The sequence below is a fragment of the Pararobbsia alpina genome, from assembly GCF_965118125.1.
Taxonomy (GTDB): Bacteria; Pseudomonadota; Gammaproteobacteria; order Burkholderiales; family Burkholderiaceae; genus Pararobbsia; species Pararobbsia alpina_A.
In genome coordinates, this window is record NZ_OZ221287.1 from 1,293,045 (window position 1) to 1,315,138 (window position 22,094).

The 22,094-nt window shown below is 63.5% G+C and carries 19 protein-coding genes; 4 read left to right on the plus strand and 15 right to left on the minus strand.

Translation table 11 applies throughout. The features are described 5' to 3' along the window. Positions 1 to 234 precede the first annotated feature (234 nt). Complete coding sequence (locus ACMFWR_RS05555; protein WP_413194011.1) at positions 235 to 1,476, plus strand: hypothetical protein; 1,242 nt, start codon at positions 235 to 237, stop codon at positions 1,474 to 1,476. 167 nt (positions 1,477 to 1,643) lie between these two features. Here ACMFWR_RS05555 and ACMFWR_RS05560 read toward each other — a convergent pair whose 3' ends face one another. The 6 genes from ACMFWR_RS05560 to ACMFWR_RS05585 all read right to left on the minus strand — a co-directional run bounded on the left by ACMFWR_RS05560 (position 1,644) and on the right by ACMFWR_RS05585 (position 7,008). After that, positions 1,644 to 2,159, minus strand: a complete 516-nt coding sequence (locus tag ACMFWR_RS05560; RefSeq protein WP_413194012.1) for a GDP-mannose mannosyl hydrolase — start codon at positions 2,157 to 2,159, stop codon at positions 1,644 to 1,646. Between the two features lie 171 nt (positions 2,160 to 2,330). After that, positions 2,331 to 3,827: a mannose-1-phosphate guanylyltransferase/mannose-6-phosphate isomerase gene (locus ACMFWR_RS05565; RefSeq protein ID WP_413194013.1), complete on the minus strand. Its 1,497-nt coding sequence runs from the start codon at positions 3,825 to 3,827 to the stop codon at positions 2,331 to 2,333. Position 3,828: 1 nt separating this feature from the next. After that, positions 3,829 to 4,011, minus strand: a complete 183-nt coding sequence (locus ACMFWR_RS05570) for a hypothetical protein (protein WP_413194014.1) — start codon at positions 4,009 to 4,011, stop codon at positions 3,829 to 3,831. A gap of 78 nt (positions 4,012 to 4,089) precedes the next feature. Next, positions 4,090 to 5,496, minus strand: coding sequence for a UDP-glucose dehydrogenase family protein (locus tag ACMFWR_RS05575; RefSeq protein WP_413194015.1), 1,407 nt, complete (start codon positions 5,494 to 5,496; stop codon positions 4,090 to 4,092). 38 nt (positions 5,497 to 5,534) lie between these two features. Next, positions 5,535 to 5,723 (minus strand): hypothetical protein, encoded by a 189-nt coding sequence (locus ACMFWR_RS05580; RefSeq protein WP_413194016.1) that lies wholly within the window; start codon positions 5,721 to 5,723, stop codon positions 5,535 to 5,537. Beyond that, entirely contained in the window at positions 5,704 to 7,008 is a 1,305-nt protein-coding gene (locus ACMFWR_RS05585) for a glycosyltransferase WbuB (RefSeq protein ID WP_413194017.1), read from the minus strand. The genes ACMFWR_RS05580 and ACMFWR_RS05585 overlap by 20 nt, the downstream gene beginning before the upstream one ends. A 314-nt stretch (positions 7,009 to 7,322) precedes the next feature. Between ACMFWR_RS05585 and gmd the strand changes: the two genes are divergently transcribed. The 3 genes from gmd to ACMFWR_RS05600 are packed head-to-tail and all read left to right on the plus strand — an operon-like array spanning position 7,323 to position 10,148. Further along, positions 7,323 to 8,435 (plus strand): GDP-mannose 4,6-dehydratase, encoded by a 1,113-nt coding sequence (gene gmd / locus ACMFWR_RS05590; protein WP_413194018.1) that lies wholly within the window; start codon positions 7,323 to 7,325, stop codon positions 8,433 to 8,435. 3 nt (positions 8,436 to 8,438) lie between these two features. Continuing rightward, a complete protein-coding gene (gene fcl / locus ACMFWR_RS05595; protein WP_413194019.1) occupies positions 8,439 to 9,413 on the plus strand; it encodes a GDP-L-fucose synthase in 975 nt (324 codons plus the stop codon). A 21-nt stretch (positions 9,414 to 9,434) separates the two neighbouring features. Beyond that, the gene (locus ACMFWR_RS05600; protein ID WP_413194020.1) at positions 9,435 to 10,148 is read left to right on the plus strand and encodes a putative colanic acid biosynthesis acetyltransferase; all 714 of its coding nucleotides are present in this window, start codon (positions 9,435 to 9,437) and stop codon (positions 10,146 to 10,148) included. Between the two features lie 165 nt (positions 10,149 to 10,313). Here the strand turns inward: ACMFWR_RS05600 and ACMFWR_RS05605 are convergent, their stop codons facing one another. The 9 genes from ACMFWR_RS05605 to ACMFWR_RS05645 all read right to left on the minus strand — a co-directional run bounded on the left by ACMFWR_RS05605 (position 10,314) and on the right by ACMFWR_RS05645 (position 22,093). Beyond that, the gene (locus tag ACMFWR_RS05605) at positions 10,314 to 10,931 is read right to left on the minus strand and encodes a hypothetical protein (RefSeq protein ID WP_413194021.1); all 618 of its coding nucleotides are present in this window, start codon (positions 10,929 to 10,931) and stop codon (positions 10,314 to 10,316) included. Beyond that, the gene (locus ACMFWR_RS05610; protein WP_413194022.1) at positions 10,928 to 12,328 is read right to left on the minus strand and encodes a glycosyltransferase; all 1,401 of its coding nucleotides are present in this window, start codon (positions 12,326 to 12,328) and stop codon (positions 10,928 to 10,930) included. Before ACMFWR_RS05610 ends, ACMFWR_RS05605 begins: the two co-directional genes overlap by 4 nt. Next, on the minus strand, positions 12,325 to 13,536 hold the full coding sequence (locus tag ACMFWR_RS05615; protein WP_413194023.1) for a glycosyltransferase: 1,212 nt from the start codon (positions 13,534 to 13,536) through the stop codon (positions 12,325 to 12,327). Before ACMFWR_RS05615 ends, ACMFWR_RS05610 begins: the two co-directional genes overlap by 4 nt. After that, a complete protein-coding gene (locus tag ACMFWR_RS05620; protein WP_413194024.1) occupies positions 13,536 to 14,048 on the minus strand; it encodes an acyltransferase in 513 nt (170 codons plus the stop codon). The genes ACMFWR_RS05615 and ACMFWR_RS05620 overlap by 1 nt, the downstream gene beginning before the upstream one ends. Positions 14,049 to 14,160: 112 nt before the next feature. Beyond that, the gene (locus ACMFWR_RS05625; RefSeq protein WP_413194025.1) at positions 14,161 to 15,390 is read right to left on the minus strand and encodes a glycosyltransferase; all 1,230 of its coding nucleotides are present in this window, start codon (positions 15,388 to 15,390) and stop codon (positions 14,161 to 14,163) included. Next, entirely contained in the window at positions 15,387 to 16,382 is a 996-nt protein-coding gene (locus ACMFWR_RS05630) for a glycosyltransferase family 2 protein (protein ID WP_413194026.1), read from the minus strand. The genes ACMFWR_RS05625 and ACMFWR_RS05630 overlap by 4 nt, the downstream gene beginning before the upstream one ends. Positions 16,383 to 16,473: 91 nt before the next feature. Beyond that, complete coding sequence (locus tag ACMFWR_RS05635; protein WP_413194027.1) at positions 16,474 to 17,952, minus strand: lipopolysaccharide biosynthesis protein; 1,479 nt, start codon at positions 17,950 to 17,952, stop codon at positions 16,474 to 16,476. Between the two features lies 1 nt (position 17,953). After that, positions 17,954 to 19,927 carry an acyltransferase family protein gene (locus ACMFWR_RS05640; protein ID WP_413194028.1) on the minus strand — a complete coding sequence of 658 codons (1,974 nt, stop codon included), beginning with the start codon at positions 19,925 to 19,927 and terminating at the stop codon, positions 17,954 to 17,956. Positions 19,928 to 19,999: 72 nt separating this feature from the next. Beyond that, positions 20,000 to 22,093, minus strand: coding sequence for a right-handed parallel beta-helix repeat-containing protein (locus ACMFWR_RS05645; protein WP_413194029.1), 2,094 nt, complete (start codon positions 22,091 to 22,093; stop codon positions 20,000 to 20,002). Position 22,094 lies beyond the last annotated feature (1 nt).

The window sequence follows — 22,094 nt, forward strand, 5'->3', positions numbered from 1 at the left end:
ACGTCGAAAAGCGCGGTTCTGGCCCCGCAGAGGTCACGACAGCCCTTCGGGGCGAAATGTAAAGGAATTGGAAGGTGGTGTCGCAGCGGGGTTTCGGTGATCCATCCGCCAAGATGGCGTCGAATTCCGACAAGCGGCGCGGGCCGGCTGTGGTACCGGGGTATGCTCGGCTGACGCGGCAGGTCGCGTCTATGGCGCTGCCTGTCTTTCCAGAAACGCACCGAGGATTTCAGTATGACGCTCGTGCGCCGCGCGCTCGACGATATTCGAGCCAATCCCTTTGCCCACGGCGCGATCCTGTTGCTGCCGTTGATCCAGTACGGCGCCAATCTGTTCGCGTCCGTCGAAATGTTGCTGTGTCTGGCGATCATTTACTACACGCGCGTGCGCATTCTGCCGCTTGCGACAGCCGTGTGTGTGATCGCGGTCAGCATGAGCCTGCTGTGGGCCGCGCTGTTCCTGCCCGAAGTGCCCATCCTGTCGCGCGAGCTCCGGCTCGGCGTGGACCTGGTGTTGATGTTCTGGCTGATTGCCGGTTCGCCGCGGCATGATGTGACGCGCGTCAACGGGAACTGGGCGTTGCTGATGCTCTGCGGCCTGTTCCTGTTCGCAGCCGTCCAGAACGTGGCGGGTCGCAAGGGCATTTCGCTGTATATGCCCAAGGGGCTCTACGTCAACAAGGACGACGGCATGCTCGCCGGCGCGTGGGTTGAACACGCTCACGAGCACGGCTATGACTTCAGCATTCGTCCGACGGCGTTTTATTCCGAGCCGTCGTATCTCGGCGGAGTGAGCCTGCTGCTCAATTTCATCTGTCTGTACACCCTCGAGGGGCGTCGGCGGATGGTGGCGAGCCTGGCCGCCATTGCGACGTGTGCTGCCGCGCAGACGTTCTATGGTGCGCTGGCCAATGTCGCAGTGACCGTCGCGTTTCACCATCGGCGCATCGACAAGATGCTCATCATTTCCGTGGCGATGGTCGCGCTCTCGCTGTTTGCGCTGCCGTTGTTCGCCGCCGAACCGGGACGTCTCGAAAATATTCTGGCCGGCCGGGATGTGTCGACAGGATTGCGCGTCACCCAGCCATTCGAGTTGCTGGGGTATGTGCTCGCACACGATCCGTTCGGGATTCCGCAGTCGCTCGCGAAGGAGTTCTTCGAACAGCGCGGCCTGATCGTGCGATTCGAAGACGTGCCGTTCCACAACGGCGCGCTTAACCTGATCTTCTCGTACGGATGGCCGGGCTTTGTCGTGGTTGGCCTGCTGCTCGCTGCCACAGGCAGTCCGATTTGCGCGCTGTTCCTGTTGCTGTTGATGTGCCAGAACGGCGCATCGCTCGACTACGACAAGATCTTTATGCTGACCTTCGGCATTCATATCGCGCGTGGCGCCATGCAGCGCCAGAAGGAAATCGCGGCCGCCATGTGCATGCCGCGATTCCGCTCCGAGGAGGTCGAGGAGCCGGTCACGGTGTGAAGGTTTGAGTCTGGCGGAGTCGCTAGGTTTTACGGTGGAAGTTGCCGGATCGCCTGATTCGGCAGACCCAGGAAAAAGGCCTCGTCGTTCGACGAGGCCTTTATTGTTTCTATCTTCGCAAGATCAGCGCACGCCTTTGGAGACGCACGTATCGGAGGCGTTCATCGTCAATTCGACAGCACGATCTGCGGCGCGTGCGTGTGAGGCTGTACGTGCGCGTCTTCATGTTCGAAATACGCGCGCGAGTTTTGATGGACCGTGTGGTCCTCGAGAATTTCGTCTGTCGTGGCCCAGCGATAGTCCGAGTGCTGTTCGACGGGCAGATGCGGCAGATGGAGCGCGGACCGCACGCGGTAGCCGAGCACGACGTAGTGCGTGCTGATGCCCTCGGCGCCGCTGAAATTGTCTTCGTAGAAGTGTTCGTACACGCCAAGCAAGGTGGCATCGGCGCGTTCAAGTGTGGTGATGCCGAGCTCTTCCTGAGCGAGGCGCGCGAACGCGGCGTCGAGGCTCTCGTTCTTCTGAATGCGTCCGCCGGGTACGAACCACGAACCCTGTGCGGGTTTGTTGACGCGTCGGCCGAGCAGATAGCGGCCCTTGATGTCACGCACGATCAGATCGATCGAGACCAGCGGCGTGTGCGTGACCACGCCGAGAAAGTCGCGCTGCGCGAGCTTAGTCATGCGGAATCCTCTTGTTATTGGAATGTCGCCAGCGCGCGTTGTGCGCGTCGGCGCCATGACGTGCGCCGCGAACGGCGCGGCGTACGTCATGGGGAAGCGCGTTAGCCCACCCGCCGCGCGGCATCGGCAGCCAGCGGCAAGCGGCGCAATCCCACGAGCAGGCGTGCAAGATCACGAACGTCCGTAGGTGTCTTCGAAGCGCACGATGTCGTCTTCGCCGAGATAGGAGCCCGACTGGACTTCGATCATCGCGAGCGGTGTCTTGCCCGGGTTCTCGAGCCGGTGGACTTCACCCAGCGGGATATAGGTCGACTGGTTTTCCGACAACAGGAAGCTTTCCTTGCCACGGGTCACGCGTGCGGTGCCCTTGACGACGATCCAGTGCTCGGCGCGGTGATGGTGCATTTGCAGCGACAGCACGCCGCCCGGCTTGACGACGATGCGCTTGACCTGGAAGTTGGTGTCGGCATCGATCGAGTCGTAGTAGCCCCACGGACGATAGACCTTGCGGTGATACGTGGCTTCGGTGCCGGCTTCGCTGCGAATGCGGGCCACCACAGCCTTGACGTCCTGCACGGCCGATTTATTGGCGACCAGCACGGCATCCGGCGTTTCGACGACGACGAGATCGTCGGTGCCGACGCACGCGACCAGGCGCGACTCGGAGTGCGCGTAGGTGTTGTTCGCGCCTTCAAGCATCACGCGGCCATGCGAGACGTTGCCGGAGTCGTCCTTGGGCATCACATCCCACACGGCGTCCCACGAACCGACGTCGGACCAGCCGGCGCTTAGCGGCACGACTGCGGTTGCGAAACCCGAGTCCGGGTGCACGACGCGTTCCATGACCGCGTAGTCGATCGACTGCGACGGGCATGCGTCGAAACGATCGCCGTCGACGCGCTGGAAGTCCGAATCCTTGCTCTGTCCTTCGAATGCGTTCACGCAGGCCGCATAGATGCCCGGCTCGTACTTTTCGATTGCATTGAGCCAGACCGATGCACGCAGCACGAACAGACCGCTGTTCCACCAGTACTGACCCGAGTCGACATAGCGTTCCGCGATTTCGCGCGCCGGCTTTTCGACAAAGCTGTCGAGACGCCGTCCGCCTTGCGCGTCGAGGTCTGCACCGACCTTGATGTAGCCATAACCGGTTTCGGCGCGGGTGGGTACGATGCCCAGCGCGACGATGCGGTTGTCGGCGGCGTAGCGAATGGCCGTCGACACGCTTTCCTGGAATGCCGCGTTGTCCGTGATGGCGTGGTCGGCCGGCATGACGACCATGATGGCGTCATCGTGCTCGTCGACCAGGGACAGGGCGGCCAGCGTCAGGGCCGGCGCCGTGTTGCGTGCGTCCGGCTCGAGCAGGATGCGCGCGCGGATATCGGCCTTGCGCAGTTGCTCGGCGATCATGAAGCGGTGTTCTTCGCCGCAGACGATCAGGCTCGCTGATGCGAGCGGATGGCTCGATGCGAGGCCTTGCAGGCGCTTGGCCGTGAGCTGGAGCAGCGAGTCGTCGCCGACGAGGCCGATCAGCTGCTTCGGGAATTCCTTGCGCGACAAGGGCCACAAACGCGTGCCCGAGCCGCCCGCGGGGATCACCGCGTGGACCTGGAGATTCGTATTGAGCGCGTCGGTTACGACGTCAAAGCTCGAGTGGCGGATATTCATGTCAGTCACCCCATTCGCTGATGCGATGAAAAGTGGGCCAGACGTTGAATGCAACGACGATAAACGACAGCATCAACGCGGCTAGCACAAACGGCCCTGCGAACAGGGTCAGGATTAGTTCCGAAAGGGCGGGGCGCGGGTTCGACGATCGCGCGCCTCGCACTTCAAGTCTTGTGTCGGGCATATCTGCCTTCTTGACGATCGTGTGTGTCCTGCAGAGCGTTGCCGGGTCTGAGTACTGCTGGGTCTGCGTACCCAGTACTTAGCCCTGTGCGACGCGCAACTGCGGGCGGCGTGCAGCTTCCGGAGGCAGCGCACGGCCGATGGCGTAGTACTCGAAGCCGTTTTCGAGCATTGCGCCGGGTTCGTAGAGGTTGCGGCCGTCGAACACGACGGGCGTCTTCAGGGCTTCACGCAGTGCATTGAAGTCCGGGCTCTTGAATGCCTTCCATTCGGTCACGATCAGCAAGGCGTCCGCATTCGGCAGTGCCTCGCCTTCAGTACGCACGAACGACAGGCGTGCCTGAGCGTCGGGCGCATCGGCGAGATCCTCGGCAAACGCGGCGCGTGCGGCGTCCATCGACACGGGGTCATAAGCCTTCACGCGTGCGCCGCGTTCGAGCAGTCCGCGGATCAGCGTGCGGCTCGGCGCTTCGCGCATATCGTCGGTATTCGGCTTGAACGCGAGGCCCCAGACCGCAAATGTGCGATCGGTGAGGTCTTCGCCGAAGCGCTCGGTGATCTTCTTGATCAGCACTTGCTTTTGCGCATCGTTGACCGCTTCGACAGCATCGAGGATGCGCAACGTGTGGCCGTTTTCCGATCCGGTCTGAATCAGGGCGCGCACGTCTTTCGGGAAGCACGAACCGCCGTAGCCCGCGCCGGCGTACAGGAAGTGATAGCCGATGCGCGGGTCGGAGCCGATGCCGCGGCGCACCGCTTCGATATCGGCGCCCACGCTGTCGGCGAGGTTCGCGAGTTCGTTCATGAACGAGATCCGCGTGGCGAGCATCGCGTTGGCCGCGTACTTGGTGAATTCGGCCGAGCGCACGTCCATGTAAAGCGTACGGTCGTGGTTACGATTGAACGGTGCGTACAGACGCTTCATCGATTCGCGTGCGCGATTGCCCGAGTCATCGGCTTCGACGCCGATCACGATGCGGTCGGGGCGCATGAAGTCTTCGACCGCCGCACCTTCCTTGAGGAACTCCGGATTCGACACCACGCTGAACCCTTGTTTTGCGCCGCGGCGCGTGAGTTCGGCGGCGATCGTGTCGCGCACGCGTTGTGCGGTGCCGACCGGCACGGTCGATTTGTCGACGATGATCTTGAAGCCGTTCATATGACGACCGATATCGCGCGCGGCGGCGAGCACATAGTTCAGGTCGGCCGAGCCGTCTTCGCTCGGCGGCGTGCCCACAGCGATGAACTGGATATCACCGTGCGCAACGCTCGCCTCGACATCGGTCGAGAACTGCAGGCGTCCTGCGGCACGGCTGCGGTCGATGATTTCCTTGAGCCCCGGCTCATGGATCGGAATGCCACCGTTGTTGAGCACATCGATCTTCTTCTGATCGACGTCGAGGCAGAACACATCGTTGCCGATTTCCGCGAGGCATGCGCCTGTGACTAGACCGACATATCCGGTGCCGACGATCGTGATTTTCATAGTGTTCCGTGTCCTCTACGTGGATGCGTACGTGGTGTTCAGTAACGTTGAGTGTTCAGTAACGTTGAGTCGTGCAGAGCGAGCGACGACGTGCGTTCGTGTACGTTGCGCGTGCAGTCGTCAGGCAGCGCGCCCGCCGAATGCGGCAGATCAGTGACGCAGGCGAGTGCGCCGGACGAATGCGTCAGATGCGTGCGCTCACGCTTGTCACGCTTCGTCGCGCTCATAGATGTCTTCATAGACATCCTTGAAGCCCTTGCTTTGCGCGTCCGTGCCGGGCGACTGCTGCGCATCGGCGCAGCGCACGCGCAGCGTCTGCTCGAACGTGCCGAGCACGCTGTCGCGCGACAGCGCGGCGAGTGCGAATTCGCGGCCGGCGCGGCCGAGCCGCTCCCGGCGCACGGGATCGCCGGCGAGCGTTTCAATCGCTTTGACGAGCGGCTCGAGTTGTTCGGGGGGCACCACGACGCCGCGCGGCGATACCGTCGCGTGCAGCTCAGTGCCTTGATGGGCCATGGCGATCACTGCGCGGCCGCTAGCGAGCATGCCGGTGAGCTTGGATGGCATCACGAGGTCGGCGGCGTCTGCACGCTGCGGCAGCACGTGAATGTCGGCCAGGTTCAGCAACTCGTTGAGTTTCTCGGTCGGCTGTAACGGAATGAAGCGGCACGTCTTCATGTCGCCGCATACGGTATGCAGCGCAATACGGCCGGGACCATCGCCGCAGAACACGAACACGATGTCTTCGCGCTCACGCAATGCAACGGCTGCGGTGGCAAGCACTTCGAGCCCTTGCTTGGCACCCATGTTGCCGGAATAGAGCACGACGGTCGCATGCTCGGGGATCGCGAGTTCGGCCTTGAGCTGGCTGCGCCGGTCGAGCGGATGAATCGACGACGTATCGACCCAGTTTGCAAAGTGCACGATGTTCCGGCGCTCGACGCCCTTGTTCAGCGCGTGCTCGATCATCTTTCCCGAGATCGTCGACACCGTGTCGAAACGACGCAGCAGCGTGCGTTCGAACTTGAGCGCGAGGCGCTTTTTCCAGGAGCCCTTGAGCATGCCGAGCTTGAACGCGGCATCGACCTCATAGTCCTGCACGTGCAGCCACGCATGCGCGCCGCTCAGGCGTGCAACGAGCCAACCGGCCGGGGCGTTGAGCAGGCTCGGTGCAATGCTCAGCACCGCTTGCGGACGCCAGAAGAGCTGGCGAATCATCACGGGCAGACTCGACACCGCAAAGCTGGCGAGATGCAAGAGCCGACGGGCACCCTTCGGTTGCGAAGGCACCCACAACGGTGCGCGCCAGATTGACACGCCGTCGCTGTTTTCCGTCGCATAGCGCCGGGCCGAGAAACCCGGAGCGATTTGCCAGGCGGGGTAGTAGGGTGGCGCGGTGACGACGCGAACGTCGTGTCCAGCGGCCGCGAGCGATGCGGCCATATCGGAGGTATAGCGCCCGATCCCTGTCAGTTCCGGCGCGTAGTTGATGCCGTACACAAGAATCTTCATGAGTCCTCGCGGAGTGACGACACTTCGCGTCATGCGATTCTCAAGAAATGCAGAGCATGCAGAGCGCGATATGTGCCGTAGTGCGATACATAGTGATTGGCATCTTGCCCTTGCTGCAGTGCACGGTTCCGCCAGGATATCGTCGCGTTCCGCCATTTGTTGCTAAGGACACATCGTGCTCGTCCTGAGCAGCCTTGGCGCGCCAAAACTACGTTGTTCTTCGCCATTCTTTTTGAATGCGCTTGCTTCTGCCTTCGTCGCCTTGCTTTACTGGAGCCACGGAACAACCCCTCCTTCAACTGAGAGAACACCCCATGTCGAAGATCGCGCTGATCACAGGTATCACGGGCCAGGATGGCTCGTATCTGGCCGAATTCCTCCTGAACAAGGGGTATGAAGTCCATGGCATCAAGCGACGCACGTCGCTGTTCAATACGGAACGTATTGATCATCTTTACCAGGACCCGCACGAAGAAAACCGTCGCTTTTTCCTGCACCATGGCGATATGACCGACTCGTCGAGTCTCATTCGCATCATTCAGAAAATTCAACCGGATGAGATCTATAACCTCGCGGCGCAAAGCCACGTGGGTGTCTCGTTCGAAGAACCCGAATACACGGGTAATGCCGACGGTCTGGGCACGTTGCGCGTCCTCGAAGCGATCCGCCTGCTCGGCCTGACGAAGAAGACGCGCTTCTACCAGGCATCGACGTCGGAGCTGTACGGCAAGGTGCAGGAAATTCCGCAATCGGAAACGACGCCGTTCTATCCGCGCAGCCCGTACGCTGTGGCAAAGATGTATGCGTACTGGATGACGGTGAACTACCGCGAGGCGTACGACATGTACGCATGCAACGGCATTCTGTTCAATCACGAATCGCCGCTGCGTGGCGAAACGTTCGTGACGCGCAAGATCACGCGCGCACTCGCACGGATTTCGCTGGGCCTGCAAAACACGCTGTACCTCGGCAATCTCGATTCGCTGCGCGACTGGGGCCACGCAAAGGACTACGTCGAGATGCAATGGATGATGCTGCAACAAGACAAGCCTGAAGACTTCGTGATTGCCACGGGCGTTCAGCACAGCGTGCGCGAATTCGTCGATCGCGCAGCGCGCCACGTGGGCATCGAGCTTCGTTGGGAAGGCAAGGGAGACCAGGAGGTCGGTATCGTTTCAGACGTAGGGCTCGATCCGAAGGTGAACATCGGCGACATCGTCGTCGCAGTCGATCCGCGCTACTACCGCCCGACCGAAGTCGAAACGCTGCTCGGCAATCCGGCCAAGGCCAAGGCGAAGCTTGGCTGGACGCCGAAGATCACGTTCGAACAGCTCGTCGCTGAAATGATTACGAAGGATCTCGCCGACGCGCGCAAGGATGCGCTTGTCAAGAAGCACGGCTTTCCTGTCTTCGAACGCCAGGAGTAAGCCATGGTCACGATCGCAAAGAAGCGCGTATTTGTCGCAGGACACCGTGGCATGGTCGGCTCCGCGATCGTGCGCCATCTCAAGCGCGACGGCGATGTCGAGCTCGTGGTGCGTACGTCCTCCGAGCTCGATCTCAGAGACCAGGCCGCGGTGCGCGACTTTTTCCGCAACGAGCGCATCGATCATGTGTATCTCGCAGCGGCCAAGGTCGGCGGGATTCACGCGAACAACACGTATCCGGCCGAGTTCATCTACGAGAACCTGATGATCCAGTCGAACGTGATTCATCAGGCGCGTCAGGCGGGCATCGAGCATCTGATGTTCCTGGGTTCTTCGTGCATTTACCCGAAGCACGCGCAGCAGCCGATCGTTGAAGAAGCGCTGCTGACCGGGGAACTGGAGCCGACGAACGAGCCGTATGCGCTGGCCAAGATCGCGGGCATCAAGCTCTGCGAGTCGTATAACCGTCAGTACGAAGTCGACTATCGCAGCGTGATGCCGACGAATCTGTATGGTCCCGGCGACAACTATCACCCCGTCAACAGCCATGTGATTCCGGCGATGATCCGCCGTTTTCACGAGGCCAAGGAAAGCGGTGCGGACAGCACTGTGATCTGGGGGACGGGCAAGGTACGCCGCGAGTTCCTGTACGTCGACGACCTCGCTGCGGCGTGCGTGCTGGCGATGAACCTGCCCAGGGACGTCTACTACTCGATCGCCAGCGAACGCTGCTCGCATCTGAACGTCGGTTCGTCGGTGGACTACACCGTGCGTGAAATCGCCGAGAAGGTCGCGCGCACAGTCGGCTTTGACGGCACGATCGAGCACGACCTGTCCAAGCCCGAGGGTACGCCGCGCAAGCTCATGAGCAGCGCCAAGCTGGCATCGCTCGGCTGGGAGCCGCGCGTGACGCTCGACGAAGGTCTGGTGTCGGCGTACTCGGACTTCCTCGAATCGGAGGCGCTTGTCGCGCACTAAATGCGTGACGGCGAGGACGCCATGAGCCGCGTGCATCGAGAGCAATCCTTCAAGGTCGTGGATGCATCATGGTCCGACGAGACCGGCGACAGCGACGCAACGATCGCGGAGCTGACGCCGGTGCGTGGACTGCCTGCGGGCGATGCATCCCACGTCGACATGCCAGCGGCACCCGGCACGTATCTCGATCTGTCGACATTCCGTGTGCCGGCAGGCTTTCGTGGCCGCCCGGGCTGGTATGTGCAGCTCTGGTGGCTCGTGCAAGTGCTGTTTTTCAAGCACTCGCCGCAGGTCGCCTACGGCTGGCGACGGATGCTGCTGCGCCTGTTTGGCGCGAAGATCGGCGAGGGCGCAATCATCCGGCCCTCGGCGCATTTCACGTATCCGTGGAAGGTGACGATCGGCGAGCACGCGTGGGTTGGTGACGACGTGACGCTGTACTCGCTCGGCGACATCGAGATCGGCGCGCATTCGGTCGTTTCGCAGAAGTCGTATCTTTGCGCCGGCGATCACGATTATCAGGCAGTCGATTTCACGATCCGCGGACGCTCGATTCGTATCGGTTCACAGGTGTGGGTCGCGTCCGATGTGTTTATCGCACCGGGTGTCACGATCGCCGACGGCGTTGTCGTGGGTGCGCGCAGCACGGTGTTGCGTTCGCTCGAAGGCGGATTCGTCTACGCCGGCAACCCCGCGCGTGCGGTCAAGCGCCGTCCGCCGAGCCGCTCGCACTGAGCTCGACGCCGATCGGCATGAATGAAATAAAGGCCACCTTCGGGTGGCCTTCGTCATTGCGTGCGGACTTCGCATTGCCGTGCGGCGTAGGTCGTTAACTCGCTTCAATGACGCCGGGCTCCACGCATGCCCGATTGCGACTCAATGCGCCTTCGTGCAATGCCATCAATGCGAGGTCGCGCCCCATTGATAGTTGTCCGTCGTCGATTTCCAGGGTGACTTGTAGACCGAAGACGCCTTGGTGCCGAGGCTCTCGGCGCCGTACGAATACTTGTACTGCTTCGATATGCCGGCTGAGGCGACGGCGGAGGCCATTTGCGCCTTTGCAGCCTGCGACTGGCCGCTCTGCTTGGGTGCATACAGCCCCCCCGGCCGCGAGCCCGAATAGGGGCCTTTGCTGAGCTCGTCGCCGATGCTTTGGCCGCTGTTGTTGCCGGAGCCGCCGGACGTCGAGCCGGATCCGGATTGGCCTCCTGATCCGCTGCTTCCGATCCCGCCGCCGGGCCGTTGCATGCCAGTCCCTTGCCGTTGAGCACCGCCGATGCCGGAGCCCCCGGGCGCGAGACCGCCGAACGAGCCCGACGAACCCGCCGAGCCCATCGATCCGCCACCGTTCAGGCCGAGACCAGATCCCATGCCGGGACGCTGGCCCAATGCAAAGCCGCCTCCGGTCCCGCCAGAACCGTTCGAGTTCGATTGCGCCGATGCAAGCGAGGGCCAGACAAGACAGGCGCCGAGTGCCAGGGCCAGGGCAGATACATTGCGCAGGAGCGTGGGTTTCATGATGCCTCCCGTTCACGCCGCGAAGGGCGTTTCGATTGCACATGCGCGAGCAAGGCGCGCGCCGCGGCTTCGATCTGGAAGTGCGTCGAGAAGGTCTCGAATGCGCTCGCACGCATGGCGTCGCGTTGCTCGGGCGTCGTGTCGAACACCCAGCGTGCGAGCAGATCGCGCACGCTGTCCTGCGTGTCGCTGCAGATCCAGCCGCCGCCCGACGCTTCGATCTCGCGCCAGATATTGATGCGGTTCGTGATCAGCACCGGCGTGCGCGATGCGAGTGCCTCGACCACGGCGATGCCAAAGTTTTCCTGATGCGAGGGCAGCACGAACACCTCGGCGGCGGCGAGCGCGCCCCACTTGAGCTCGCCGCTCAGCATGCCCGGCCACAGGATTCGGTCGGCCACGCCGCGTGCCTGCGCCTGCTGCTTGAGGGCGGCGACGAGCGACGTTTCGCCCGGGCCGGCCATCACGAGCAACAGCGACGGGTCGCGCGCGGCGACGTCGGCGTAGGCGTCGATCAGCAGATCGCAGCCCTTCTTTTCGTGGATGCGGGACAGGAACAGCAGCACGCGCTTGCCCTGTGTATCCGGGTAGGACTGCCGGAACGCGTCGATCGCACGCGCAGGATCGATATCGGCCGGTACGGAGTCGATGCCGAATCCGTTGACTGCGAGCCGATGTCGCGGCGTGAGAAACGGGCGTCGCGCGAGTTCGAGTTCTTCTTCGCAGGTGAAGAGCACACCGTTGGCGCGGTCAAACACCCAGCGCTCGAGCAATGCCCAGTACACACGCTTCTTGAGGTGCTTGGCCGGATAGGTGCGCTCGAACCACGGATCGAGCATGCCGTGCGGAAACACGAAGAGCGGTGTGCGCGTGCCGACGACGCCGGTCCATGCCGCGAAACTGTGGAATTGCCAGATGCCGTGAACGATCACGGCGTCGAAACGAGCGCGATTCGCTCGAATCCAGCTGACCAGGCGCGGGCTGAGACCGTAAAAGCCGCGGCCCGGGCCCACGCGATGCACGATGGCCCGAATGCGCTCGGGCACGGGGCCTTCGTCGGTATCGAGTGTAACGACCTCGCTCACACATCCGAGCGGTGCGAGATGGTGAGCCAACTGAACCACGGCTTCCGCAACGCCGCCCATGCGAGGGTCGAGCGAGGGCACGACGTGCAGCACGCGCGATGCGGCGTTCGCCGTGGTGACCGGCATGCCGGGGTGGGGCACGGCATCGGCCGTCTGCGTCGTGTTAAACATGACGCCCTTGCGGCGTTCGGCGAATACCGCGGCTACGGGGGGCAACGGCATGGTGTCATGTGCATGGACATGGCCCATGGGCGCTCGTCGGCCCAGAGGCTCCCGTACGGGCTCCTCCGGCAAATAATCGTGGGGATTCATAGGTAGAACTCCTTGGGGCGCAGCGCCCCTCCGGCGCGATGCCGGACAATCTGTTCGAAATACGAGGCGCCGGCGCGTGCGGTCAATCTGTCGCATGCCCAGTTCGAGCGATAGCGACGCGCGCGTGCGGTGAGCTGTCCGGTCTGCTGGAGGTCGCGCACGGCGTCTGCGATGGACTCGGCATTCGCAGGCGGCACGACGCGGCCATTGCGCGGCGTGTCGAGCAGGATCGACGCGCCCGCGCAATGAGAGGCCACCACGGCGGTGCCTGCCATCAAGGCTTCACTGACCACCGCGCCCCAGCCATCGTCCCGGGTGGTGGACGGCAGCACGAGTACGTCAAAGGTCCGCATGCGCAGCTGAACCTGTTCGATCGGCAATACACCGCAGAACACGGCGTCGACGCCAAGCTGAGCCGCTTCACGTTGCAGCGGCTCGCGCAATTCGCCGTCGCCGATGATCGTGATGCGTGCACCCGGTCCGAGTGCGCGAACCGCCGGCAGCAGATAGCGCACGCCCTTCTTTTCCGTAAGGCGGCCGACATAGGCGATATGCAGCGACGCTTGTGCGCCGGGTTCGGTGTCGGCTTGCGGCGACGGCGGCGGCAGAAAGTAGGCGAACGGAAACACGCGATCGCGCCGGTAGCCGACCGACTTAAACCACGGCGGGCCGTGGCGGCCGATCGCCAGCACGAACTGAACACGGCGTCGTAGCCACGACTCCGTGAGCCATGACTGGATAAAGCGCACCGCGCCCTTGACGCCGGCGTTATCGCGCGGCTCGGACATGATCGCGAACGCACGGCCTTGCGCGCGCACGAGATCCAGCGCGGTGGTCAGCGTACTGAACCAGCGAATGCCCGAGAACACGTGCAGGCAGTGTTCGCCACCCGACTCGATGATCGCGGCGATACGTTCGGGGGACGGCGCGACATCGGTCGGCGGCGCGGCGGCAGACCCGTCGCCCCATCCGAGCGCCTGGCGCGTATCGGGCACGCCTTCGTGTGCCACGCAGCGCACTTCGACCGACGGGCCGAATCGTTCAGCGACCGCGTTGATGAAGGCCGACTTGTGTGGCGATACGCAGGGCTCCCAGAACACGATACGCGAATACACCGGCGCACGGCCGGGTGTCGCCTGCGCATCGTGTGGCCGGCGGCTTGCCATGGCATCCGCCGGGTCCGGCGTGTTCGAGACGGGCATGTCCATCAGAGTGCCCTCTTCACGGTGGCCGGCACGCCCGCGAGTAGCGTATCGGCCGGATAGTCGCCCGCAAGCAGCGTGGCGCCCGCGGCAAGAATCGATGCGCTGCCGACATGCGAGCCGCCGAGCACGACCGACCCGGTACCGATCCAGCTACCGTTGGCAATCGTGATCGGCGACGAGTAGCCTTCGCCGGCGCGGCGTTGTCCATCGCCGATACGGTGCGAACCGGTATGGAAGATGACCCGCGGCGCGATATCGCAGCGCGAGCCGATCACGATCTCGGCATCGGGGGCGACGATAAACATGCAACCCAGTCCGATCCAGGTGTCTTCGCCGATCGCGATGCGGCCGCGGCCATAGAACTTGACGCCGCCGGTGATCTTGCAGCCCACGCCGATCTCGAAACCGAGGGCGTTGAGCAGCGCGCGCTTGAGGCCGAAACACCGGGTGGCCGGCAAGAGCGCGATCGCGAAGTTCGCGAGGGGATTCTTGAACAGGTCGAGTAGGCGATTCATGGTGGTGTCGCGTAAATGCTGTGGGCCGGGCGGCGCTGTGATGACAATGTGAACTGGTGATAACGAATGCCTGCTGCGTCTTCAACGCATATCGTGAATCCGGGCAACCGGATCAAGGCACGGCGGCGACGCCGAGAAACTCGACCAGCCGCGCGCCAACCGCGCGACGACTGCATCGCTCGACGATCCGGTGCTGGCCCGCTTCGGCGATCCGTGCGTAGTGCTCGGGCGTCGTCGCGATATCCGCGATCCACGATGCGAGTGTCGGCGCATCGGCTGAGCGCAGGATCGCCGCGGAGGTGTCGTCGAACAGCAGCGAGATGTCGCTGATATCGGTCGTCAGCACCAGCAGGCCCAGACTCGCAAGCTCGATGACCTTGGAAGGAAACGTCGTCGCGTTGAAGGCACTCGCGGGCATCTTGAGCGAAAGCCCGACATCCGCACTGGCGAGAATGCGCCGGTATTCGTCGGGACCGATGTCCTGCCGCACATCGAGCGAGAAGCCTGCTTGCGCGAGTTCGGCCGACAGGGCGTTGAGCTGCGCGCCGCCGCCGAAGCCGGTCACGACAAAGCGGACCTGTGGAGCAAGCTCGGGCCTGGCACGCGCAAGCTCGCGCAAGCCCGCGCAGAATAAGTCGAGACCGGTGCTCGTCTCGATCGAACCGCCGTACAGAAAAGTCACGGGCCGGCCGAATGAGCCGCGCTGATGCATGGTTTCAGGCGAAACGCCGTTGACCACGCAAGCCTCATCGATGTGCATGACGTCGGCGAGCTGACGCGACACGACGATGGCGCGCGGGCTGCAGACGCGCGTCATCATGCGCAGGCTCAGCCGGTTCATCACGCCGCGCAGGTCGCGCTCGTCGTCACGCGGGCCGTCTTCGAGGTCCATCACGACTTTGTCGCGGCCGAGGCGCCAGCGCAGAAATGTCGCAACGGGCACGTACTCGGGGAAAAAGTTGTAGAACACCACGCCATCGCCGGGCCGTACGTGGCGCATGGCAAACGCGAGATAGGCAAATGCGGCGAAGATGCGGTTCAGTCCGCGCAGACTGATCGCGGGCAGGTACGCACACGCGAGCCGTTCGTCGCGGCACATAAAGCCCTTGAACCAGCGCGGTCCGTTGCTTGCCGTGACGATCGGTGAACTGACGACGACCGATGCATGCGCCTGACTGCGCACACCGGCGGCAAGGCCTGCCACCTTGTGCGAAGCCGCGCCGACCTGGAATTTCTGGGCGGTGCGCTCGTTATAGCGGCGCAGCACGATCGGCGCGAAGAAGAACTGGCGTGCCGATGTGCGACGCCGGGTGAGGGGAGGGGAGATGGGCAATGTGCTCATGCGGCCACCGGAACCGTTTCGACGTGACGCATGCCAAGCAGACGCGTGTAGAGCGCTTTGCCACCCGTCGAGCCCAGCGCACCGATGGCGAACCAGAACACCGTGCGCTTCGACAGACGGTCGGCGAGCATCGCGCGCGTAAAGAAGCCCAGCGACGCGACATACTGCGCACCCATGCGGGCCTTGCCATTCGCGATCAGCGCATCGACGATGACGCGACGCTTGAACGCCGCGAAATCCACCTGGGCGCTCATCGCGTGCCCCCACTTGGCTTCGATCGCCGCGAGCCCCGCAAGGCGACGCGTCAGGTTGACACTCGTGCGCTCGCCTTCGTGCTGGACGAACGTGACAAGCGCTTCGTCGACATAACCGAAATCGCCCTTCTCCAGGCAACGCAGCCACATGTCGAAGTCCTGGAAGCTCGGCAGCGACTCGTCAAAGAGACCTGCGTCGACGAGCACGGACTTGCGGATCAGCACGAGACTCGTCGACGTCGGGCATTCGCCGGCCAGCGCATGCTCGCGCTTGAGCACGGGCCGGCTCGAACGGCAGCGCCGTGCGTGGTTGAACGCCATGTCGACGTCGATATAGCCGCAAAACGACGCGACGTACGCGGTGCGCTCGAGCAACGAGACTTGTTCGCGGATCTTGCCGGGCAGCCACAGGTCGTCGTCGTCGAGAAAGGCGATGTAATCGCCACGGGCGCGCTCGATACCGGTGTTGCGGGCGCCGCACGCGCCTTTCTGGCGCTGGTTCGGAATCACGACGACCTGCTCGCCGAAGTCGGCGAGCGCGGCGCGCACCGCTTGCTGCTCGGCCACGTCGGTGTTGTCGTCGACAACGATGACTTCGATCGATGCATAGTCCTGCGAGAGCACGGTCTCGACGGCTTGCCGGACCATCGTGGCGCGTCGATAGGTCGGAATGATCGCCGTAACGAGGGGCTGCAGCGGCTCGGACGGTTCGCGGTGTTCTGCGCGAGTGTCAGTCATGGGGTCCTCGTATTCGTATGGCTTCGTATGACTTCGTATGACTTCGTATGACTTCGTCAGACAGCGGATTCAGGCATGGCTCAGGTAACGCTCAGGCAAAGCGAAATGCACGGCGCAGGGCAAACATCTGCTCGGGGTTGAAGCGCCCGATATGCCACAGCCCATACGCGAGACCAAATACACCGGCCACGAGCAGGCGCACCAGTGCGGGCCACTCGAGCGGTCCGATCACATGGGTCGCGAGCATGGCCACGCCGCACACGCCAAAGCCGAGCACGACCTGCCAGCGCAGCGCACGGAACAGCGCGTACAGCGGGAGATCGAGCAGGCGGCACGTGACGGTCAGGTTGACCGGCGTGCTGATCAGCGTCGCGATCAGATAACCCGCGGCGATGCCCTGCAGGCCGAAGCGCGCGCCGAGCAGCCAGCAGACGATATGCAGCATCGCGAGGCCGAAGTTCATCCAGAGCAGCCAGTCCGTGCGTCCCTTCACCATAAAGACGGCCGGCGCGGTGCTGAGCACCGACTGCAGGAAGCCGACGGGTGCGAGCCAGACGAGCAGCGGGGCAACGCTTGCCCATTTGGACCCTAGAGCGACGGCGATAAACGGCTCACGCAATGCGACGAGGCCGCCCATCAGCGGCGCGGTGATCAGCGCGACGAACGACACGCTGCCGAGCCACGTCGAGCGCTGCTTGTCGGGGTCGTGCTGGTTCGCGCTGAGCACCGGATACAGCGCCTTCGACGCGACGAAGGCGATGCTTTGCAGCGGGTACAGCATGATCTTGAACGCAAGGGAGTAGGGGCCCAGTGCGATCGCGCCGAGCACCTTGCCGACGATCATCGAGTCGGCGTTGCGGTTCAGGTAGATGACCAGGTTCGACAGCGTCAGATTCGACGAGAAGCCGAAGATGCTGCGCACTTCCTTGCCGTCCCAGCGGAAGCTCGGGGTCCACGACGAGGCCAGGTAGAACTGGACCGACGACATGGTTGAATGCACGATCGCCTGGATCACGAGGCTCCAGAGACCGAGACCGAAGCGCGCGGAAAGAATGGCTGCGCACATGCCGGTCGTGTACGACATCACATCGACGCGCGCGACCGTGCGGAACTGCGAAGCGCGTTCGAGCAGGGCCTGGTGTGCCGCGCCGAAGCTCATGATCGGGAAGATCAGGGCGAGGCCCCAGAGCACATGCGTGAGCGCGGCGGAATTGAACAGGTGCGCGATCGGTGCGGAGAACAGAATGACGATGAGCGCAATCACGCTGCCCGCCGTGACGTTGACCCAGAAGACCGAGTTCGCGAGTGTCGTCGACATATCGCGGCTGCGGATCAGCGCGGGGCCGGTGCCCATGTCACGCAACAGGCCCGCGAAATTGGTGACGACGGTCGCGAGCGCCATCACGCCGAAGTCGGTCGGACTCAGCAGACGCGACAGGATCGACAGACCGACGAGCTGAACGACGCTCTTGGCGATCTGTGCAGTGGCAAGCCAGCGGGCATTACGCGCGACGGACGGCGCGGGGGGCGCCGAGGCCGTCGGAGGGGTAGACGCCTGGGGTGTCGACATATCAGCTTGCCTGGTGGAAGACATCACGGAACAAAGGAGCGAGGCGCGCGCTGCCGCGGCGGCTCAAGTGGTCGCCATCGATATAGAGCGGAATCAGCGAGTCCGATCCATAGCAGCGGCCATCGCGGCACAGATAGGGCGTCGGGTCGAGTACCTTGACCCCGCATTGCTGAGCGGCTTGCTCGATGGCCGCATGGGCCGTCACATTGCGCAGGTTGTAGGCGTCTTCCGTAATCGACACATCCTCGGGGTGCTGGCCAAGGATCAGCCGGCGCGACAGGTAGTCGGGCACGTTGTGATCCATTTCAGGGATCGGCAGCAGCACATAGGTCGGCCGCGTCTGCGCGAGTTCGCACAGGTCATGCGTGAGGAACGATGAGTAGAGCGTGCGACGCTGAACCGGATCGCCGGACGGACGCGTGCCGTTGTAGCCGATCAGGATCGTCGGATCGTTCTCGTTGTTCTTGCCGTCGACGTACGCCGAGAAACGCGCGACGACGACCAGCGGCACGGTCGACGGGTATTGGCGCAGGTCGTCGACGACTTTGCTCGCGAAGCGCCGGCACGGCTCTTCCGTATGCTTGCCGAAGCGGCTCGCACCGGCGAACGGCGGGCAGCCGGATGTGCCGTAGAACATCACGCTTTCATTGGACTGCGCAGCGCTTTGCGCGACGCTTGTAATTACCGCGTTGCCGTGGCTGTCGCCCCAGACGATCGCGCCCACCTTCGGCGATGCGCCGTATTTGCAGCCGATCTCGCTGCCGGGGCTGTCGAGCCGATGCACGCTGTCGACCAGGCATTCGGTGCGGCGCGGATCGACGTCGCTGCTTTCAGCCGACACGGCCTTCACTTCGGGCGACAGGCGCGCCGACGCGCCGTTGGCAAAGCCGATCGCTGCGCAGGCTGCGATCACAACGACCGGAGCCGTCGCCAGCGTGCCGAGACCGCGCGGGCCGAAGCGTTCGCGCAAGCCCGCGGCGCGGCGTTCGACGAGTTCATACGACAGCCAGCCGAGCACGACTGAGCACGCAAGGCCGCTCGTGATCACGAGCGGGTCGCGCGTGTTGAGGTCGAGATAGTGGGTGAGCACGACCACGGGCCAGTGCCACAGATAGATCGAATACGACCAGCGGCCCAGCAACTGAAGCGGCTTGTTCGTCGAGAAGAAGCTGTCGTTCGCGTTGGCGAGGACGACGAGCGCCGCGCCCAGTACCGGCACGACCGTGTAGTACCCCGGCCAGTCGAGACCATCCGTGAAGAAGAGCCCGGCGATCATGATCGCGACGAGACCCGCCGTCTGCACGGCGGTCGCGCCCAGCTTGCTGAGCTTGAGCTTGTCTTCGTTGAGCATGACGAAGCCGCCGATGATCATTTCCCACGCACGCGTGGGCAGCAGGAAGAAGTTCGCTTCCGGATGCGCGCGGACAACGACCGGCATCAGCGCGAACGACACCACGCCCATCACGGCAAGCAGGCACTGGAAGACCGGCCGGCGCGCGCCAAAAAGACGCGCACCCGCCATCAGCACGATCGGGTAGATCAGGTAGAACTGCCACTCGGTCGACAGTGACCAGGTGTGCAGCAACCACTTGCTCTGCGATGAGGCATCGAAATACCCGCTTTCGCGCCAATACACAAAGTTCGAAATAAAGGTGATCGACGAACCCGCATGCTTGGCGAGCAATTTGTAGCTATGCGGGTCGAGATAGAACCAGCCGAAGACGAGCAACGCGGCAGAGACGCCCACGAGGGCAGGCACGATCCGTGTGAATCGCGCCAGATAGAAATCCCACAACCGGAACCGGCCGACGTCGAGCTTGCCGACGACGATGGCTGTCATCAGGTAACCCGAGATGACAAAGAACACATCGACTCCGGCGAAGCCCCCGTGGAAATGGGACGCCTGGAAGTGAAACAGCGCGACGAGCGTCACCGCGACGCCACGCAGGGCATTGATGTCTTTTCTGAAGCGCATGGTCCCGCTCCCCGGGCAAGGGCAGTCAGCCCGTTATGAATGGTTGAATGAGTGCTGGGTTGTCGTCAGGCTTCAGCGTGCGGGACGCGCGAACGTCGACACATCGAAGCCTTGCTGCAAAGCCGGCGTACCGGGTGCGAGACGCAGGTCGTCGAGCGAGCTGCGTGCTTCGTCGGGCATCGCTTTCGCGAACTTCACCTCGCCCGCACCGAAGGTCTGTTGCACATCGATATACGGTTGTGCCTTGTTGTCGATGGCGGTCGGCGTGCCGTTGATCACCGCATTGCGACGGATCACGTTGCCCTTGGGCGCGCCCGGCGCATCGGTCAGCATGGTCGCCAGCGACGGGTAGTGCGTCGAGTACGGCGGCTGCGTGAAGTTGACGAGCGCAAGTCCTTGCTGAAGCGGGCCGCTCGGCGATGTCGCCAGTGCGCGCTGCCAGGTCAGTCCGCGCGAGTCGACATGGATCGCCGGCGTGCAATTGACGAACAGGTTGTCTTCGATCACGTTGTCGCGGCCACCGCCGATGAATACGGCCTGATTGACCTTCGAGAACAGATTGCGCCGGATCGTCGTGCCGCCCGCCTGATCGTCGAGGTAGATGCCCATCGTTGCCGTCGGGTGGTCGGCGGTGCCGATGTCGTGCATGAAGTTGTCTTCGATGACCGTGCCGCGCGACGTCCAGTCGCGCCCGGAATAGATCGCGCCGGTATCGTCGACTTCTCGCGCGACATGGTCGATCTCGTTGCCTGCGATGCGATGGTCGTTGCCGGCGAAGATGATCGCGGTATGCGGTCCGTCGTAAATGTGATTGCGTTCGATACGGTCGCCGACGCCCGACACGGCGATCGCGGGGCGGTAGGTCCGGCTACGCGTCGCGTAGTCGTGGATCACGCTGTCTTCGACGGACGTGTTGCCGGGCGCCAGTGTCTTGCGGTTGCCCGCGAAGATCACGATGCCGCCTTCGCCGGTGTTCGAGACATGCATGAAGCGGAAATGGCTGTCGGCCGCGGTTGACCACACGGCGACGCCGCCTGCATTGCGCACGGTTGCATGGTCGACAACGATATTGGCCGCACCATTGATCTGGAAGCCGTTGCCGCGCACGCCGTCGATCGCGAGATTGCGGATCGTCACGTTCGGCGCGTTGTCGAGCACGAACATGCCCGAGGCCATCGACACTTCGGTATCGCCGTCCTTGAGCGGGGCAGGGGGCCAGAAATAGACCGCCTTTGCCTGCGTGTCGAGATACCACTCGCCCGGACGGTCGAGCAACTCCAGCGCGTTTTCGAACACCATGCGCTGGCCTTGCTTGAGGCCCAGCATCGGCGCAGGTGCCTTCAACGTGACCGCCTTCGATGCGGGATCGACCGCGTCGACTTCGAGCGTCGTGTCGGCCCAGTCGCGTGCCCAGTAGCCGAACGCGCGCAAGTCGTGCGAGGTCTTCATCGCATTCGCCAGCGCTTCGTACGGTGCATCGCGCACAGTGAATTTCAGTCCCTTTTCGCCATCGGGCAGCGTATCGATCGTCGCGTAGCCTGTATCGGGCCAGCGAGCGATCTGCACGGGATTGTCGCGATAGAGCAGCGTGAGCGGCTCTGGCTTGCGGGGAATGCCGAAGCCGTGCCGCTCGAAGGTCCCCATGTCGGAGATGCCGCTGTCGGCGAGCTTTGCGACGAGCACGTGGCCGCGCGCGGCTTCGGGCAGACGCCGTGCCGCATCGGCGTCGACGGGGCGGAAACCGTTCAGCACGCGGCTGCCTGACAACGTCGTCTTGTCTTCACCGGCTCCCGAGATGGTGATGGCCGCACCGCGCCAGCTCGGGTCGAGCGTCACGCGCAGCGGCGCTTCGATGCGATAAGTGCCGGGGCCGAGATCGATGTCCACGCGATCGGCCGAGGCGTTGGCTGCGTTGCTCTCACCGCCGCCCGCTGCCGCGGCTTTGGCGCGAGGCGACGCCAGCACGCGAAGCGCCGCCCGCAAGCCCATTTCACCTTGCGACGCGGGCACTGCCGGCGCTGCCGCGACGGCGGCGCCAGATGCCGCAGGGGCGCCCAGTTGCGCATCCGCGGCCGTATTGGTCATCGCGGCACTGACGTGCAACGTCATCGCGGATGCCGTGCCTACGCAGAGCATCGCGCCCGCCGCCGTGATCATGCGAAACATC

Bases quoted from the DNA above. Each gene is read 5' to 3' on its own strand.
- ACMFWR_RS05555 (WP_413194011.1), top strand. From the start codon at position 235: ATGACGCTCGTGCGCCGCGCGCTCGACGATATTCGAGCCAATCCCTTT.
- ACMFWR_RS05560 (WP_413194012.1), bottom strand. From the start codon at position 2,159: ATGACTAAGCTCGCGCAGCGCGACTTTCTCGGCGTGGTCACGCACACG.
- ACMFWR_RS05565 (WP_413194013.1), bottom strand. From the start codon at position 3,827: ATGAATATCCGCCACTCGAGCTTTGACGTCGTAACCGACGCGCTCAAT.
- ACMFWR_RS05570 (WP_413194014.1), bottom strand. From the start codon at position 4,011: ATGCCCGACACAAGACTTGAAGTGCGAGGCGCGCGATCGTCGAACCCG.
- ACMFWR_RS05575 (WP_413194015.1), bottom strand. From the start codon at position 5,496: ATGAAAATCACGATCGTCGGCACCGGATATGTCGGTCTAGTCACAGGC.
- ACMFWR_RS05580 (WP_413194016.1), bottom strand. From the start codon at position 5,723: ATGAGCGCGACGAAGCGTGACAAGCGTGAGCGCACGCATCTGACGCAT.
- ACMFWR_RS05585 (WP_413194017.1), bottom strand. From the start codon at position 7,008: ATGAAGATTCTTGTGTACGGCATCAACTACGCGCCGGAACTGACAGGG.
- gmd (WP_413194018.1), top strand. From the start codon at position 7,323: ATGTCGAAGATCGCGCTGATCACAGGTATCACGGGCCAGGATGGCTCG.
- fcl (WP_413194019.1), top strand. From the start codon at position 8,439: ATGGTCACGATCGCAAAGAAGCGCGTATTTGTCGCAGGACACCGTGGC.
- ACMFWR_RS05600 (WP_413194020.1), top strand. From the start codon at position 9,435: ATGAGCCGCGTGCATCGAGAGCAATCCTTCAAGGTCGTGGATGCATCA.
- ACMFWR_RS05605 (WP_413194021.1), bottom strand. From the start codon at position 10,931: ATGAAACCCACGCTCCTGCGCAATGTATCTGCCCTGGCCCTGGCACTC.
- ACMFWR_RS05610 (WP_413194022.1), bottom strand. From the start codon at position 12,328: ATGAATCCCCACGATTATTTGCCGGAGGAGCCCGTACGGGAGCCTCTG.
- ACMFWR_RS05615 (WP_413194023.1), bottom strand. From the start codon at position 13,536: ATGGACATGCCCGTCTCGAACACGCCGGACCCGGCGGATGCCATGGCA.
- ACMFWR_RS05620 (WP_413194024.1), bottom strand. From the start codon at position 14,048: ATGAATCGCCTACTCGACCTGTTCAAGAATCCCCTCGCGAACTTCGCG.
- ACMFWR_RS05625 (WP_413194025.1), bottom strand. From the start codon at position 15,390: ATGAGCACATTGCCCATCTCCCCTCCCCTCACCCGGCGTCGCACATCG.
- ACMFWR_RS05630 (WP_413194026.1), bottom strand. From the start codon at position 16,382: ATGACTGACACTCGCGCAGAACACCGCGAACCGTCCGAGCCGCTGCAG.
- ACMFWR_RS05635 (WP_413194027.1), bottom strand. From the start codon at position 17,952: ATGTCGACACCCCAGGCGTCTACCCCTCCGACGGCCTCGGCGCCCCCC.
- ACMFWR_RS05640 (WP_413194028.1), bottom strand. From the start codon at position 19,927: ATGCGCTTCAGAAAAGACATCAATGCCCTGCGTGGCGTCGCGGTGACG.
- ACMFWR_RS05645 (WP_413194029.1), bottom strand. From the start codon at position 22,093: ATGTTTCGCATGATCACGGCGGCGGGCGCGATGCTCTGCGTAGGCACG.